Source organism: Phormidesmis sp. 146-20 (assembly GCF_052939475.1).
Map to the genome: position 1 here is coordinate 1 of NZ_JBJPHT010000070.1, position 15541 is coordinate 15541.

The 15541-nt window shown below is 47.2% G+C and carries 16 protein-coding genes; 10 read left to right on the plus strand and 6 right to left on the minus strand.

Annotated features, from left to right (window positions below; translation table 11 throughout):
• The first annotated feature begins 643 nt into the window (after positions 1 to 643).
• The 3 genes from ACKFKH_RS30650 to ACKFKH_RS30660 all read left to right on the plus strand — a co-directional run bounded on the left by ACKFKH_RS30650 (position 644) and on the right by ACKFKH_RS30660 (position 3431).
• Positions 644 to 1966: a ParB N-terminal domain-containing protein gene (locus ACKFKH_RS30650; protein WP_446862169.1), complete on the plus strand. Its 1323-nt coding sequence runs from the start codon at positions 644 to 646 to the stop codon at positions 1964 to 1966.
• Positions 1967 to 2489: 523 nt separating this feature from the next.
• Positions 2490 to 2837, plus strand: a complete 348-nt coding sequence (locus tag ACKFKH_RS30655) for a hypothetical protein (protein ID WP_446862170.1) — start codon at positions 2490 to 2492, stop codon at positions 2835 to 2837.
• A gap of 273 nt (positions 2838 to 3110) precedes the next feature.
• Entirely contained in the window at positions 3111 to 3431 is a 321-nt protein-coding gene (locus ACKFKH_RS30660; RefSeq protein WP_446862171.1) for a hypothetical protein, read from the plus strand.
• Here the strand turns inward: ACKFKH_RS30660 and ACKFKH_RS30665 are convergent.
• A protein-coding gene (locus ACKFKH_RS30665) for an IS1 family transposase (protein WP_446857380.1) occupies positions 3411 to 4102 on the minus strand; the annotation gives its coding sequence in 2 pieces (ribosomal slippage) (positions 3411 to 3778 and positions 3778 to 4102; 693 coding nt in all). The two genes, ACKFKH_RS30660 and ACKFKH_RS30665, sit on opposite strands and share 21 nt — an antisense overlap.
• A 77-nt stretch (positions 4103 to 4179) precedes the next feature.
• On the opposite strand from ACKFKH_RS30665, the gene ACKFKH_RS30670 reads away from it, so the two are divergent.
• Entirely contained in the window at positions 4180 to 4596 is a 417-nt protein-coding gene (locus ACKFKH_RS30670; RefSeq protein WP_446862172.1) for a hypothetical protein, read from the plus strand.
• A 186-nt stretch (positions 4597 to 4782) separates the two neighbouring features.
• Here ACKFKH_RS30670 and ACKFKH_RS30675 read toward each other — a convergent pair whose 3' ends face one another.
• On the minus strand, positions 4783 to 5100 hold the full coding sequence (locus tag ACKFKH_RS30675) for a hypothetical protein (RefSeq protein WP_446862173.1): 318 nt from the start codon (positions 5098 to 5100) through the stop codon (positions 4783 to 4785).
• Positions 5101 to 5984: 884 nt separating this feature from the next.
• Between ACKFKH_RS30675 and ACKFKH_RS30680 the strand changes: the two genes are divergently transcribed.
• Complete coding sequence (locus ACKFKH_RS30680; RefSeq protein WP_446862174.1) at positions 5985 to 6296, plus strand: hypothetical protein; 312 nt, start codon at positions 5985 to 5987, stop codon at positions 6294 to 6296.
• Positions 6297 to 6770: 474 nt separating this feature from the next.
• Positions 6771 to 6977 (plus strand): hypothetical protein, encoded by a 207-nt coding sequence (locus ACKFKH_RS30685; RefSeq protein ID WP_446862175.1) that lies wholly within the window; start codon positions 6771 to 6773, stop codon positions 6975 to 6977.
• A gap of 433 nt (positions 6978 to 7410) precedes the next feature.
• On the opposite strand, the gene ACKFKH_RS30690 is transcribed toward ACKFKH_RS30685, so the two are convergent.
• Positions 7411 to 9405 (minus strand): P-type ATPase, encoded by a 1995-nt coding sequence (locus tag ACKFKH_RS30690; RefSeq protein WP_446862176.1) that lies wholly within the window; start codon positions 9403 to 9405, stop codon positions 7411 to 7413.
• Positions 9406 to 9783: 378 nt separating this feature from the next.
• On the opposite strand from ACKFKH_RS30690, the gene ACKFKH_RS30695 reads away from it, so the two are divergent.
• From ACKFKH_RS30695 to ACKFKH_RS30710, 4 genes are read left to right on the plus strand one after another with little or no spacing between them, the layout of a single operon-like run.
• On the plus strand, positions 9784 to 10029 hold the full coding sequence (locus tag ACKFKH_RS30695; protein ID WP_446862177.1) for a YkvA family protein: 246 nt from the start codon (positions 9784 to 9786) through the stop codon (positions 10027 to 10029).
• Between the two features lie 59 nt (positions 10030 to 10088).
• Positions 10089 to 10652, plus strand: a complete 564-nt coding sequence (locus ACKFKH_RS30700) for a hypothetical protein (RefSeq protein ID WP_446862178.1) — start codon at positions 10089 to 10091, stop codon at positions 10650 to 10652.
• Between the two features lie 49 nt (positions 10653 to 10701).
• Complete coding sequence (locus ACKFKH_RS30705; protein ID WP_446862179.1) at positions 10702 to 10884, plus strand: YqaE/Pmp3 family membrane protein; 183 nt, start codon at positions 10702 to 10704, stop codon at positions 10882 to 10884.
• A gap of 35 nt (positions 10885 to 10919) precedes the next feature.
• Positions 10920 to 11315, plus strand: coding sequence for a phage holin family protein (locus ACKFKH_RS30710; RefSeq protein ID WP_446862180.1), 396 nt, complete (start codon positions 10920 to 10922; stop codon positions 11313 to 11315).
• Positions 11316 to 11771: 456 nt separating this feature from the next.
• On the opposite strand, the gene ACKFKH_RS30715 is transcribed toward ACKFKH_RS30710, so the two are convergent.
• From ACKFKH_RS30715 to ACKFKH_RS30725, 3 genes are all read right to left on the minus strand, one after another.
• Positions 11772 to 12350: a hypothetical protein gene (locus ACKFKH_RS30715; protein WP_446862181.1), complete on the minus strand. Its 579-nt coding sequence runs from the start codon at positions 12348 to 12350 to the stop codon at positions 11772 to 11774.
• Between the two features lie 11 nt (positions 12351 to 12361).
• Positions 12362 to 13810, minus strand: coding sequence for an AAA-like domain-containing protein (locus ACKFKH_RS30720; protein WP_446862182.1), 1449 nt, complete (start codon positions 13808 to 13810; stop codon positions 12362 to 12364).
• 360 nt (positions 13811 to 14170) lie between these two features.
• Entirely contained in the window at positions 14171 to 15385 is a 1215-nt protein-coding gene (locus ACKFKH_RS30725; RefSeq protein ID WP_446862183.1) for a response regulator, read from the minus strand.
• Between the last annotated feature and the right edge of the window lie 156 nt (positions 15386 to 15541).

Consider the following 15541-nt stretch of genomic DNA (forward strand, 5'->3'; position numbering starts at 1 on the left):
TCTCATGGTGAGACGATTAGCTGCTTAAGATTTACTTTATAAATTAGCTCTTAGACAAGCGTCTCAAGGCTGATCATTAGATCATCGGCTTGGTCTAGTAAGGATGAGTCGTGTCGGTGGCGATCGTCAAGGGAACCGCCAAAAAGGGCATTGCAGGATAAGGGTATAAATCTGCCCCTCAAGCTGCCAATTTTGGGGAACTGCCGGCCTATCAAACTCAACCCTTCATACTTAGATTCAGCAACGCCGAAACACTATCCTACAGCGGATTTTGAAGACTGTAGCTAAGGCAAACTAATCGTGCTGAAGAGACTGCAAGAAGCGAAAATGCTGGATCAAAGATTGAAATTTTGCCTAACCCTCCCTTGACACTACCACGAAGTTGAATTTGGTCAAGGGCTATTAGAGCATTTCACCCGATCGAGCAATCTGCTATATTGTCTAAGCATTAAAAATTCCCGTCTAATCCATTATGAACACCGTCCAGAGATGAGTTTTACGATTCCTTGATGGATGATTAAATGGGCGCTACCGTAGAAGAATAAGAAATCCTGACCTCGATCAACCGATTCATTAAACAGCCCCGCCCTCACTATCTTTGCCGACCTGAGCGCCTTAACAACCCCTTAAACCCCGTCCACTTATGTCTCTCATCGCGATCGATAAAGTCACCATCGGGCAAAACCGACGCGCCCTGAAGGATCAAAAAGTATCTGAACTGATGCAATCGATCCAAACAAATGGACTGCTAAATCCCATCACGCTCGATCAAAATCTTACTCTGATTGCAGGACTCCATCGCCTCACCGCTTGCCGACTGCTGGGGTTTACCGAAATTGAATGCAACGTCGTTAACTACACCGACCACGATCGTACCCGTTTAGCTGAGATTGACGAAAATCTGATCCGCAACGAGCTAGAAGCCCTCGAACGCGCAGAGCTTTGGCTAGAACGCGACCAGATTCTCGATCGCCTGGGCTTGCGGGCCCGATCGGGAGACAATCAATATACTCAGCGAGGCAGTGTACCCGGTTCACCCCCTCCCAAAACCACGCTGGAATTGGCCAAAGAGACAGGCTACAACGATCGTACCTTTCAGCAAGGCAAACAGATCGCCAGAGACATTGCGCCAGAGATCAAACAAGAACTGCGAGGAACGGCGATCGCCAAAAGTCCCAAAGCGCTGCTCAAAGTGGCCAGAGCCGGGAGCGACGATCGCAAACGCGCCGAACAGGCCGAACAAGCCCTGCGAGAAGCCACCGCCCAACGCCGACAGGCCGAAGCAGACGAGCAAGCCAAAATCGCCGCCGCTGCCAGAGCCAAACAAAAAGAACTGCAACTCGTCGCCCTTCGCAGCACCGAAGCCGAAAAAGCCGCCAGGTCAGCCACTCGCAAATCTCAGCGCAAAGAGGCGATCGTCTCTGATCACCCCACCCCTGAAATTCAGATCGGAGATGAGTGGCTACTTGAAAGGCATTTGGTCTACTGTGGCGACACGGCCAGCGAAGACTTTATTGATCGCCTCCCGTCGGATGCTGCTTTGGCCATCATCACGCCCGATCGCTGGCAGCATGACTATCTCGCCGACGAAGCCCGCATTGTCGCTGTAATCTGCTCCGAAGGCAAAATCTTTGAACTGTGTCAACAGCAGCGAATGCCGTTTCGATTTGAATTGTTAGTGGGCAAGCTCTATATCGCCATTTTCTCTCATCATCCGATTCTCAAGCCTGAACAATCGATCAATGTTGAAGGAATTGAGGGCATCGTCACCTATCTGGTCAGCCTTTACACCAAGCCTGGAAATTTTGTGATCAATCCCACCTTGGGCGAGGGTGAAGTGCTGATTGCCTGTGAGCGCCTAGAACGAATCTGCTTTGCCGGAGACGATCAGCCAGAACGCCTGAGTCGATCGCTCGATCGCTGGAGAAAATGGACAGGAAAATCAGCTAAAAAGGTTGACATCTAGTTCATTTCTAATAAAACCTAATCCAGTAGGGCGATAAAAGAGAGAGGTATTGATTAAAGGTGATGATTCTCTCTTATCTGGTGAATATTCTTCACAAAACTTTTACTTTCCTCCTCAACCTTTGCAGTAGACTAATATCTAATAGCAAGCGACTCCCCCATTTGGGCACTGCAAAGCTACCGCTATCAAAGCTTTTTTATGAACGTTTCATTCTGATTGGTCGCTTTACTTGATCGACCAGCCTACCCAAACTGCCTTTGGCATTTGTTAAAAACGTTCGCTGCATTTCAGCAGTTTTAATCAGGTTTCTGAATAGTGACGACACGGCTCAAGCAGTCTGTTTGCCCCTCGCCCCCAGCGCTGGCACAGATTTATCTATGAGCGATCTGCTTTGGATATTTTCCCCTTAATTTCTCACGTATCCCAGACCTACAGCAGTTTTTGATCAGAGTCACAACTCGCTTTCTAGTTCGACTTGTGGACGCTGCTCTTGCTGTGCTGGATAACCCTCCGGACGAAACCCATGAATCTCAATTCACCCCCTCGATCGCATCGCTCCTCACTGCGATCGTCGTTTAGAGGCAGCCGAGGACTGTTGCTCAACGCACTCAACAATTTAGACTCCCGTGGTCGGATTGGACTATCTGCCATGTTCGGAATGCTGGTTTTTCTGGCTTTACCTGACGAGATGCAGTTAGAAAGTCGCATTCTGGGAGGCTGGATTGCTGGCGTTGTCTGTTTTCTCGGACTAGTGTTGCTGATGATGAGTCGTTGGGGTCGTCGGAGGGCTTATTTGAGATTGTCTTGGGGACTACTACCCAGACTTCTGACACTTTTTTGTAGACATTTTCGCCACCAGCATCAATGTTAGTTCAGCGCTTCTGCAACCCATCTGAGGATACGATCGCTACAGCACGATGAACGCAGAATCTAAAGTTCAGTATTGCTAATCGACCACAAAACTCACGATCGAAACAAATCTTCTTCAATAATTTTGAATAGATTTTGAATAGATTTTGAATAGATTTTGAATGGGTAGAGCAATCACTAGAAAGTAATCTCCACAGACCATCATTACCCCTCCCTCCTCCCTCCTCCCTCCTCCCTCCTCCCTTCCTCCTCACACCTTCAACGGAGCATTCCCATGACTCATCTTCTGTCTTCATTCCTCCTCTCTACTTCCTCAAACGTTGATAACTTTGCGGTTGCAGTCGCCTATGGCGTTAAAAAACTCAAGATCGGCATTTTTAGTAACCTGTTAATTGCAGTTGTGTCAGCATTAGGAACCATTCTCTCGCTCTCGGTCGGAAATGTGATCAGTCGCTATCTACCGGGACCTGTCGCTAATGTTTTGGGGAGTAGCGTGCTGATTGTGATTGGCATTATCGGCATCTGGGACACATTGGAGCGTGAAAAAAAGGGCGTTGCTGAACAAAGGGATGAATCAAGTGAGTACGGGTATTGACCAATACTTTAGGTAATGGAGGAGCAATCGCAGCGAATGCTTTAGCATTTCGACCGACTTGGAGTAACACAAGGTCTTGCGATGCAATCGAGCTAAGTAGTGACGTAATCGGGTATTCTCGCCTTCGACTCTCGTCATATACGTCTTGCTCACAAGGTGGTCGCCTTCCTCAATAAAACCGGGATAAACCTTCCAGCCATCGGTGACATAGAAGTAGCAATGCCAGCAACAGACAATCTGCCACAAGGGTTTGAACGTCTCTGCGCTGTGATCTCCCACCACCCAAGCGAGAATGCCCGCCCGGAAATGGTTCACGGCTGTCCAGATCCAAATTTTGTTTTTTTTGACCCGACAAAGGTTTCTAGTTCGTCGAGTTCTCCCACCTCTGGAATCTCCGACTCCTGTGGGGCATCCGGCAGTTGCTGTCCGAGTTGCTTGACCCAATAAATCACCGTTGTGTGATGCACGCCAGTACAGCGCTCAATCGCGCGAAATCCCATGCCGTTGACGTAACGCATCAAGCAGTCCTGCTTGGTTTCCTCGCTGTAGCCTTTGGGTGGGTCATAGCCTTCAATAAATTGGCGACCGCAGGCGCGACAGATATGATTTTGCTTGCCTCGTCGTTTCCCGTTCTGGCGAACCTCAGTAGACCCACAGTATCGACACTGCATAGTACAATACCCTCATTCATCCCTCTATTATGCAACGCCAAAAAAAGAAAGCCCGCGAGAAAAATAGAGCTAGAAAGATGACACGATCGCTCGTTGCGGCGGGAATTCACTCGTCTGACTATTCCGAAACCTATGGCGATGCGGCTGTGATGCAATCTGACACCACGCTGTTAGATGACATTGCCTACGAAGGATTTTTGGAAGACCCGGCAAAAGCTGACCTCGATCGCTCTGGACACATCGACGTAAAGGAATCGATCGCCATTGCCTTTGGTCTCACCATCAATAACCTGGGAAGCGGGGTCGGCGCAGGTATTTCGGGCTTGAATATTGCCATCACTACAATATTGACCTTTGGATGTAGCATTCTGGCGATTGTGGTTGGATACTTTCTAGGCGATCGGCTCACTGCCAAAATGACCGGAATCTCGGCAGGCGTACTATCGGGACTGCTCATGGTGATCTTGGGCGTTTATGAATACTTCATTCCCTAAAATCTGTAGCTTGATCGAGGCGGTGTTTTTCTCCCTGGGGGAAAGCCGTAAAGTACCATCGTCTCGATCGCAAACTCAGCCGGGGTGTCAAACTCAGCGTTCTGGGAAATAGAAACCAACACACAACGGTTAAAGAAATCACTCACCTTGAGCAACACAGTCTTGAATGCGAAAGAAATCGCTTTTTCAAGAAGGAGAAGATTCGCCTACACATTGATGAGGTGGACTAACCAGCATTGGATTACTTCGCTTTGGCAAAAGATCAATCACATTGTTGAAGCTGCTGAAAAAATCCTGAAGTGCCTTGGCTGACTCGCCTGTAAACTCTAGCCACTCATAGTGATAGAGACCTGGAGAAGGCACCTCTTGCTGGAGCAAAGAAGCAGTCGGCACCGCAACCAGCAGCGACACGCCTGCCTCACCAGAACGAGTTTGCCCCTTTAAACGGACGGCCGCAATATAGGACGTGTTGATCACGACATCTTCAACCTTGATGAATGCCATAGTGCGATGCCTCCAGAGTAAGTTTGTGTCAGAGAACGTAGAAAAATATGGGAACAGAAAGCGATCGCCGTTCAATTGCGATCGCTTTTAGGTTCGAGCAGAATAGTGGCTGATTAAGCGTTAGTTTGTTGAATTTAGACGATCGAATTGAGTCTATTGATCAGGTCTAAATTGGCGTTGGCTAAAGGTGGATTAGAATTCGATCATTAGTCACGAGGCAGCTAGAAACTTAAGACGGTTTTATTCCTCAACTCTAAAAAATCAGCCAGGTTGGATGCCTGACGTTTTTTGTTTTTAGCCAGCAACCTCAATTAACATCGAAAACTCTCACACGCTTTGATCCACTGAATAGATATCTCTATACAATTGGATTATAGAGTAATGAACCCATCGGTTTGAAGAGTTTTTATTCAGTTCTTCCTAACCCTGGATTAACAAAGACTAATGGTTAAGATCTAGGTGCAAATGTGCTCAATCTGATCATTAGATTAGACTCTATTCTTCACGATCTGCCGACATCGATTTAATCATCAACTTCCTATTAATTTTAGAAAAGATAGATAGGTTAATGTTGCATTATTAAGCAAGCTTAAGAAAATCAAGAAACCGATTTCTAAACAGAATTTGTTGGTATCATAAATGAACTACCTCTCAGGTATCGGTAAGAAAAAAGAGGTGACCAGGCTTTAAGAGATTCAACAAACTTTTGGTTCTTGTCACCGACTTCTCACATCACTTTTCTACCTCGTCATTCTTTCTTGATCACGCATCACAAACCTCGATACAAACCATCATCAGGCTTGTATATTAGTGGTCGATCGTTACAGGGTAGATAACTGTGTGGGTGCCGTCTTGTTCATTCTATTTATGGAGATTGATGACCCATGTTTGAATTAGAAGCTTTGATGTTTGGGCTGGAGCCGTTGACTGCGATCGCGGTGGGTGTTGGGGCCGTTGTGATGGTTCCTGTGGTGAGTGCTGTGGATTCAATGACCGGAAGTAACCTCTCCGAATCGACAAGGACAGTTGCTAAAGATGGCTTGGTGTGGGCGTTTGAAGTTTTTGATAAAGCACAACACACCTTTGCAGAAGCGAGTGAATCTGTCCAAGATCTGATTGCGGAAGCGAAGGCTGATCTGGCCGACTCAAAGAATGGTTCTGAAGATAAAATGCCTCGCGAAGTCACGATCGGTTAATACAGTTAAGTCGTAAAGGAATTCAGCTAGACGAAACATTCTAATTTAACGTTCTATCCTGATTCACGGCTCTTCTGAAGTGGGGATAGAAGTTAACAACCAAGGACGACTCTGAAATCGAAAATGCCTACTGAGAACTGGTGATATCTAAAGTCATCAGTTCTTTTTTGTAACGATTTCTAGATAGTTTCGATCCAATCAATCTGCTCTACTTATCGCGTGATTAATCAAAACCTGAAGTCAAGAACATTGAGAAGAAAATCTAAGGTTTTGCTCGTTTAATCAGGATAAGTGGTTTAATTCTAATTAAGAAAGAACTGCTCACCCTGTCAATTTTCTCGACCCTACAAAAAGGTGAACTAGGCAAACTTCTTGAGCATTCTCTCGCTTTTGCGAATTTGATTTATCTTCAGATTCGATCGCAGGTTTCAGTCCATTCAACAATACCCATCAACAATACTCAATGGAGACGTTATGATTGAGCATCCAGATTTTCTCAACATCCGTAGACTTGCGTTTCTTTTAGTCGCTCCCCCGATCGCTTTGCTTTTGACTTTTAGCGCGATCGAGGTTTCCTGGCACCAGATGAGAGTTTGGCAGTCGGCAGGGGTTTGGTGTACTCAGACAATGCCAGATGGCCAAATGAAACTCTACGGAAACGAGTGCAAATCACCACACTAGTTGAGCAGTTAAAATCGAACCAGCTAAATCAAATTGCAATCAGATCTCCTGCTTTAATAAGTGGGGGATTTTTGCTTTTGCAGTGATTTAGGATTGTAAATTTAGATCGCAAATTCAGGATTATTCTCGTCCCTGTTCTTTGTGGGGTGGCACAGATTTTCATCCCTCCTAACCCCCTTGAAAAGACATGAATTCGATGAAACTTTCGCTACGGTGATTAATCCGGGCAGCCCTCTAAACCCCCACGAGTGAGGAACTTTGCAGTCCTGAGAAGTTTTTTTGCCTTCTAGAAGCCTTTCTTTCTCAAAGTCCCCCAGATTGGGGGATTTAGGGGGCGAAGCCTGTCGGCGATGCTAGATCGATCGACTTGTGTGGACACGGTAGCCTTTTTAAGGGGGCTAGATTTAATGGATGCAACTTCACCGAAAACTCCTTACTGTGTCGGTTGAAGCTGAGAATCTGCCTGGACGATCGCATAAAAGCATTTTGTAGCTGAGTCAAACCGCCAGGGCGTTCCTTCGGGGTCTTTTTGCTGGGCCCAGGTTGAGAAATCGGGCTTTGATCGCCAACTCGTCAAAGCTTGAGAAGTCACCCGCAGTCGTTTCGCCAGTTCGCGCTGATTGAGTGTGTTGGCAAAGGCATTGAAAATGGGAGTTCCTGCGGAGATCGCTTTCAAAGTTCGAGAACGACGATCGAGCGATCGCGGATCAAAGGGACGCGCCCCATTCACAAACTCAGCTACAAAGGCCGAACTGTTGTTTACAATCACATTCAACACAGGATTTAAGCCCAAGAACATTCCCCCGCCGATCTGCATCAAGAGATTGGGAGCAACAATGATTGCTGTGTTTTGATAGACCAGACTCATTGCGTGTTGAGCGATCGCAATGGCTTCGACCAATCCCTGCACATCACTTGAAATCACAACATCTGTCAATAGCTCAGAATTTTTTGGATGGGAAAACGAGATCGAAACGTTTCCAGAATCGCACCCCGCAGCCACCGTTTTGCCCTGATGTTGAAGCCCGCAAATTAAGCGATCGAGACTATTAGAAGGAGCGTCTGCCCAGACGTGAGCTGCTGGAATGCTCAAAGGATTGGCTTTCACACTCGCTTTAGACAATGGTTCAGAGGTGATCCAATAAGTTGCAATGCCCTGACTTTGTAGCTGTGCAATGGCTTGACTCGACGCTTGTGAAATGGTTTCTTCATCCAGAACGATCGCATTCACTTGAGACAGCAGTTCTAAAATGCGGGCGCTGCGAATGTAGATTCCTTGACCTGCGGCGTAAGTGAGCGCTGATAATAGCGTCGTATGCACTGAGATGGGAATGCCACTGCCAAAGTCGAATTGAAACGGTGAAATCGCGGCTCCCAGATTTCCGGTTAGTGCAAACACAGTGCCGCCTAGAAAAATGGTGGGAACGATCGCGGCTCTCACAAATTCTGCCTGATGAATGCCAATCTGCGTGTCGTGTACGGGAGCCGATTGGATCAGGTGAACCATCCAGCCAATCCGCGTTTCTAGTCCAGTGCATTCTGCCAAAATCTCTAAACTGCCGTCTCGGACGATCGCAGATGCATACACGCTGTCTCGAAGTGAGCAAACCACGGGCGTTGAGTCCCCGGTGAGATTCGACTCATCAACCAGAGCCGCCCCAGACACTACCCAACCATCGACGGGAATCACATCGCCTGCCTCAACTTTGACGCGATTGCCCACTTGAATCTCAGTGGCAATCACTTGAAGGGTCTGTCCGTCTCGCGCTACCCAAACTGACTGTTCTAGCCAATCCAGCTTTTCGAGCGCCTGTTGGGTTCGATGGTCGGCGGAGGTGCCTCGCAGCGATCGTCTGACTTCGACCAGGCAGGTTTTGAGCGCGGGCGCGACGAATTGACCCTGAAGCGTTTGCATCGTCATCCACAGCGAGTCGAGCAAATCAATATTGGGCTGGCGTTGGTTAATCAAACTGTCTGAAGCGCGAGCAAACCACGGCATGGCAGCCCCTGCGATCGCAGCCCCGACGACCACCACAGGCAACTCTAACGGAGCGGCCAGCAGGGCAACACTCAGACTCAAGCAGGGCATTCCTAAATCTCGCCAGTGATTGATTTCGGGTTCCAGGTCGAGCGTTTTAGAAGCGTCCTCAGTTTCAGCAGCGTTCTCATCGCAGGGAATTGAAGGAACGATCGCCCGATCGCTGAGTTTATGAATGCAGGCGGCAATGGCATTTTGAACGGTTTCGGCTGGGCTAGTTTTATAACAAACAATCAGCGAAGCGGCAGCAGAATTAATCCGCACGTTGGTCACCGATTCGAGCGATCGCACCAATCCATCTAATTGCTCTGCAAATTCAGCATCCCGCGCAAGTTGGGGAACTCGAAACCGAAACCGTCCCACGGTGCTGTGAACGACCTGGTAATTCATGATTAAAGGCTGATTCGGGGTGAAAAATCTTTAGTTTTCATGATTGTCTCATGAGATAAAAGTATCGTAGATCGCGATCGCTAATGATTTCACACTCTGTTGCAAAAGTTATTCCGCAGTGATGCACTAAAAAATATCAAAGTCATTAGCGATCGTGAGTTCAAGCTCTCATATTTAGCATTACCAATTAGCATTACCAAATTATTGTTCATCCCTCTCTAACTACGACCTTCACAGCCATCTCCACTAAATTCCTCCCTCTTCCCTCTTCCCTCTTCCCTCCCCAGGTGGGAATGCTACGCCAAAATCGTGGGTTATCCACACCAGAAGTTTCAAACAGGATTTGTAAAGATAGATTTGTAGTCCAAAAGCAAGCCAATGAAGTTTTTCACTCAACCGCTTTACGCCTGGTATCGCTCCACCATTCGGAATTCTAAGTATCGCTGGCTAATGATTTTAGGCAGTTTGATTTATCTGCTGAGTCCTTTGAATTTGTTGACCGATACAGTCCCGATCGTAGGCTGGATTGATGATGGCTTGATTGTTACGCTGCTGGTTACAGAAGTTTCGCAAATTCTTCTAGAACAACTCAAAAATCGCAAAAGCGAAAAGGTGACTGCTTAAGTCTGAGTTTTGTTCTATTCAACGATCTCTAATTCAATATCTTGTAAGGAAGGTCACTCATGTCTGATTCCATTAAAGACCGTCTAGCAGACGATTTCGAGAAAGTTAAAACAGCAAGTGGAACGCGACTGACTCGCATCAGTGAAGTATTCAAAAATGCTGCTTCTCAAGCGATTAATGAATTCAAAGAAGGCTCAGGTGAAATTGGTCTGATTGCTAAAGACACAGTTTCTAAAATTTCTGGGAACTTGAACCAGAGTACTGAAGAAGCTACTGTTGAGAATTCTTCCTCTACCGATTTCAAGACTCTGGCCATCAGAATTTTTAACGCTCTGTCTGCCGAATTTAGAAATCAACTGAGCAAATGGGATGTAAAACTGACAGAACGCTACAGCGATCGCTATCTGACAGCCAAACAATCTCTTCAACAACGCCTAGAAAACTTTTCTATCTGGTATGAAAAAGCAAAAGTAAACGCTGAAGCAACCGGATCTGATCCACTACAGACTAAACAATTGGAACTAGAAACTCGAATTGGTGAAGCAGGAACGTCTGTCGCTCAAAAAGAACAGCAAATCCGCCAACACCTAAAAGGCTTGCTCCAAACGGCTATGACTAAATAGTTTCACCCTTTCCAAATCCACCATTTTCTATCACTTTGAGGTAACTTCCATGAAACTGATTCGTCTTTTGTTGGGTATTTTGATTCCCCCGATCGGTGTTTTTCTCACCTACGGCATTAGTAGTGCTTTGCTGATCAACATTTTGCTGACGCTCTTGGGGTGGGTTCCCGGTGTGATTCATGCAGTTTGGGCGATTACCAAGCATGAAGAAAAACTCGAAGGCACAGTGTAAACTTTCCATTCCAAAACTCATTTAGGAGATATCAAATGTTGAGCTTTTTTCTAACCACCTTGACGAGTGCATTGGGTTTATTAGTGGTTGACTTAGTAGTTCCCGGTGTGGATATTGCTACGTTTCCCATTGCATTGTTAGCTGCGATCTCGATTGGATTGGTCAATGCGTTCGTTAAGCCGATTCTCTCAGTTCTCTCGCTACCAGTCACATTTCTGACACTCGGAACGTTTTCGTTGATTGTTAACGGGGTGTGTTTCTGGTTAGCGTCTCTGTTTGTCCCAGGGTTTGCGGTACATGGACTGCTGGCGATCGTGCTGGCTCCGATCGTGCTTTCGTTTGCCACAACTTTTCTAAACAAGTACATTGCAGAAACAAGTTTCGGTCAGTCTCTAGCCGGATCAAACACTGCCAAACTCGAAGCTAAATAGTCATCAAAAATGACCATCGAAGCTACTTAAAAACCCTTACTGCCTTGAAGCTTGAGTCTCTGGTTGTAGGGGATTTTAGGATGTATAAAACTAATATGAATTCGATAGAACTTTCCGTTTCGTGATTAATCACAGAAACTTATAACGGATTTAACCCGCGAGAAGTTTTGAACTGGAAGTCTTATCTTAAAGGGGAGCATCCCAATTGTGTATTGATCTGTCATTGCCTGAATCCATCGCCCCCTAAATCCCCCATTCTGGGGGACTTTGAGTAAGACAAAGCTCTTGAATTGAAAAAAATGTTCAGGTTTCAAAGTCCCCCAATTTTGGGGGATTTAGGGGGCTGAAGCCAACCAAAACGAAGCGATTGACCTTTGACATCAAAAATTTAGCTATTTTGCACAATTGGGATGCTCCCGTCTTAAAATCCTCCAGAGTTGGCAGCTTGGGGGGCAATTATTCACGAGTCCATAGCGCCAATCCGCCGCCTCGACCGCGTGCGGCAATAAAGGTTTCTGTTACTAAAAAGAAGGCGAAAAAAGGAAGTTGGGCAACCGATCGTTCCTCAAAATCCGTCTTGCCGCCTCGCAACTGCCCCGTATAGATGGCATACTTACCAACGCTAATTTGAATTTGAGAAAAATCAAACGCCAGCAGGTTCTTTTTGCCCAAATATTTCGCCAATCCGGTGAACTTTAGCTGTAACCCACCCACTTGAATTTGATTGTTAATCGTTGCATAATCGTCCCGCTCCGCCACCGGACTAAATCCGATCCCCGCCGGGACAAACTGAGGAAGATAAAACCCTTTGCCCAAGGCAATCCCGCCCCTTTTGCGAAGCTTGCGAGTCCCCGTGGTAAAGCACAGTCGCCACTGACCCAGCAAGGGTGTGAGCGGATAGGTGAGTCGCTGTTTTTTAGCCGCTTTCTCAGCTTCCAGCAGCGCTTCTACCACGCGATCGGGGTTGGGGCGGCCCGTTCGACTAGCCGCATTTGCCAAAACGTTTTGATAATCGGTTGTCAGTTCTGTTGTCATCAAAGTGGCTCCTATCTCAAATGGCTCACGAGAAACGCAACACTCAAACCCAGACAAAGAATGAGCCAACATCGCTGTTGTCTAATCGTTTGTAGCGTATCAGAGAGAACTTGAATTTCAGCTTTGAGTTGTTCGATCGTCCAGGTTTCTTGCATTGATCGCTGATCGAACTCCCGGCTTGCTTCGAGAAACTGTCGATCGACCTCACTCAACTGCTTACCCTGTGACCATTCCAGCCCACTTTGCAACGCCTGACCCCGCAACAACCACGACTCGTCCTGTTTTTGAGAAGTGACCCAAGCCTCTAGCGCCAGCCCATAAGGTCGAAGCTGATTGAACTGTTTCTCAACCCACACCAGGTCAAAAATCTGCTCATAAATCCGATTCTTTACCCTGAGCGCCCCCGGCGATCGCTCCACCAATCCAGACAGCCTCAAATCAATACTCTCAATGCTCGTGCTGTCTATTTCATTCCCCATCAACACCTGCTGATATACGCCCAACAATCGTCCCCGCTGCTGATTTTGTAAGAGCCGATCGCGAATCGTTCGCAAATGTTCTGGCTCGTCCTGAGTTTCCCAATCCTTGAGAATCTGCGATCGCACCAACTGCTCCACCCAAAAAGACTCACTCCCCGGCGGCAGTTTCAAAATTCCCTGCACTGTAGACTGACTTGCCTGCGCGACCATCTGACATAGCTTTTGAGTGAGAAAGGGCTGTCCATCTGTCCAGGTGAGAATTGATCGCAGCACGGTCTGTGGAGTGGTCACCCGTCCAATTAACCCATCCGCCAGCGAGAGTGCTTCGTGTTCTTGAAAGCCCTGTAGCTCGATCGCTCGCCCAATATTAAACGGAGTCTCAGACCGATCTTTTCGAGTGGCCCGCAAGGGATCGCCTATCAAATCCGAAGGAGTCGTCACACCCATCAACACCCAGGTCAACCGCTGATAAGTCAGATCATCCGCCCGTCGATTGTAGCAATAGCGAATCAGCCCAAAAAAGTCATCCACACCAAACTTGAGCTTGAGAACGCTGTCGATTTCGTCGATAAAGATGACGATCGGCTGTTGAACTTGAGTCAGCAAAACTGTCGCCAAAAACTCGCCCAATCGACTCGGCAAAGACAAGTGAGCAAAGTCACGCCACCAGGTGCCCACCTGGACATTGAGACAAAAACTATTTGCGAGAGAAGCCGCAAGCGAGGCATACCATTGTTCGGGAGTGGCTTGTTGGGTGCCGATCAGCGTCATATCAATTACCCCACAGCACACGCCAACCGCCTGCAATCGCTGCATTGTCCGAACGCGCAAACTCGACTTTCCCATCTGCCGCGAGTTAAACACGTAGCACAACTCTCCCGCCCTCAACGCTGCATAGAGGTCAAGATCTGCCTGCCTCACCACATAGCTAGGCGCGTCTTTTTTGAGGCTGCCGCCGACTTGATACTCGTAGTGAGTCATGTGCAGATAACAGAATTATCGTTTTGCCTCTATAGGATCGTGGATTAAATAACTCTGAAATTTCACCCTCACCCTAGCCCTCTCCCCAAGGAGCTACCGTGTACACACAAGTTGCTTAATCGTTTATTGCCGAGATCTTCGCCCCCTAAATCCCCCAATCTGGGGGACTTTGAACTCGGATTCTGGGCTTGAAGTCCCCCAATTTTGGGGGATTTAGGGGGCTGAAGCGGACTGGAACGGAGCGACAAAAACCTGTTCATGACTCATTTAGGATTGCTATAGCAGTTAGTGATTAGTCGTAAACTAATGGACAAGAACGAATCAGTAAGAACCCGCTATCGCAAGATTTTTATAGCCGATTTAGGACTGCTCTATCAAGCCTTCCATTTGCAGCAAGAAGTTGAGAAAAAATCGCTCTGACTTGATGCGATCGCGCAGTCCCTTTTCTTCGGCTTGTTTGCGGGCGGTGATATCTTTGACGATGCCTTCATAAAACAGCAGATTGCCATGAGCGTCTTTGACCGTCCGCACATCTTCCGAAATCCAAATCATGCGGCCGTCTTTGCAGTAGACCTGAGACTCAAAATCATTGACCGCGCCGTATTGCTGAAGGTAAGTCGCAAACTCTGATCGCCTCTGAGGACGCACATATAGCTGTTCGGCAACGTGAGCGATCGCGCTGATCAAGTCTGTTGGCGATGAATAACCGAGTAGTTGAGCCAGCGATCGGTTCACCCTTAAAAAGCGACCGTCTGGAGTGGTCTGAAACATGCCATTTACAGCATTGTCAAATACATCTCGATAGCGTTCCTCAATCTGTTGTCGTTCCTGTATCTGAATCTGTAAGTAAACGTTTTGTTCTTCGAGTCTTTTTTGCAGGCTTCGCAGCTTTAACTGATGCTCGACTCTGGCAAAGACTTCCTCGATTTGAAACGGTTTGGTCACATAGTCCACACCCCCGACCCCAAAGGCTTTTACCTTGTCGAGACTGTCGCCCATTGCGCTGATAAAAATAACGGGAATCTTGCTGGTCAACGGATCTGTTTTGAGTCGCTCACACACCTCGTAGCCATCAATCCCCGACATCATAATATCCAGCAACACCAGGTCTGGCTGAATGTCACGCGCCCGATTGAGTGCAATACCGCCGTCGATCGCGCTACAGACTTCATAGCCTTCTTGGGTGAGCGCATCTGAGAGAAATTGCAGCACTTCTGGTGTGTCATCCACGACGAGAATGGTCGCTTGAGGCAGCGTTTCTTGAACTTTGAAGCCCAACAGTCGAAAAATTTCTTGCTCGGCGTGTCTCAATTCGGGTAGATGTTTTGCGCCCCGGCTGCTCAAGGCTTCATGCTGAAGGACTAACTGCTCTAATTCAAGAACCATCCCGTGCGATCGCTCCCCCCCTTGAGACCTATCTAGCAAAGCACTGTCCACGGTTCTATCTGAAAGGGGAAGCAGGCGATCGAAGTTTTGGCGCAGGAGCTTACGCAGATAGTAAACCGTAATGGGCGAGAGGTGAGTCGGCTCCACTAAAGAATTGGGGACTTTTGATGTTAAATCGTAGGTGATCATTCTGGGTTTTGTAGTTGATTAGAGCCATCGAAAATTTGATGAATAGAGTGACAGACTTATATCAACAGATCTTGTTATGAAATAGGGTGGTGCTGAAGTGAGGCAGTCAGCAGAGTTATGTTTTATGTAGAGAATATTGACAATTTTAGCGCTAAC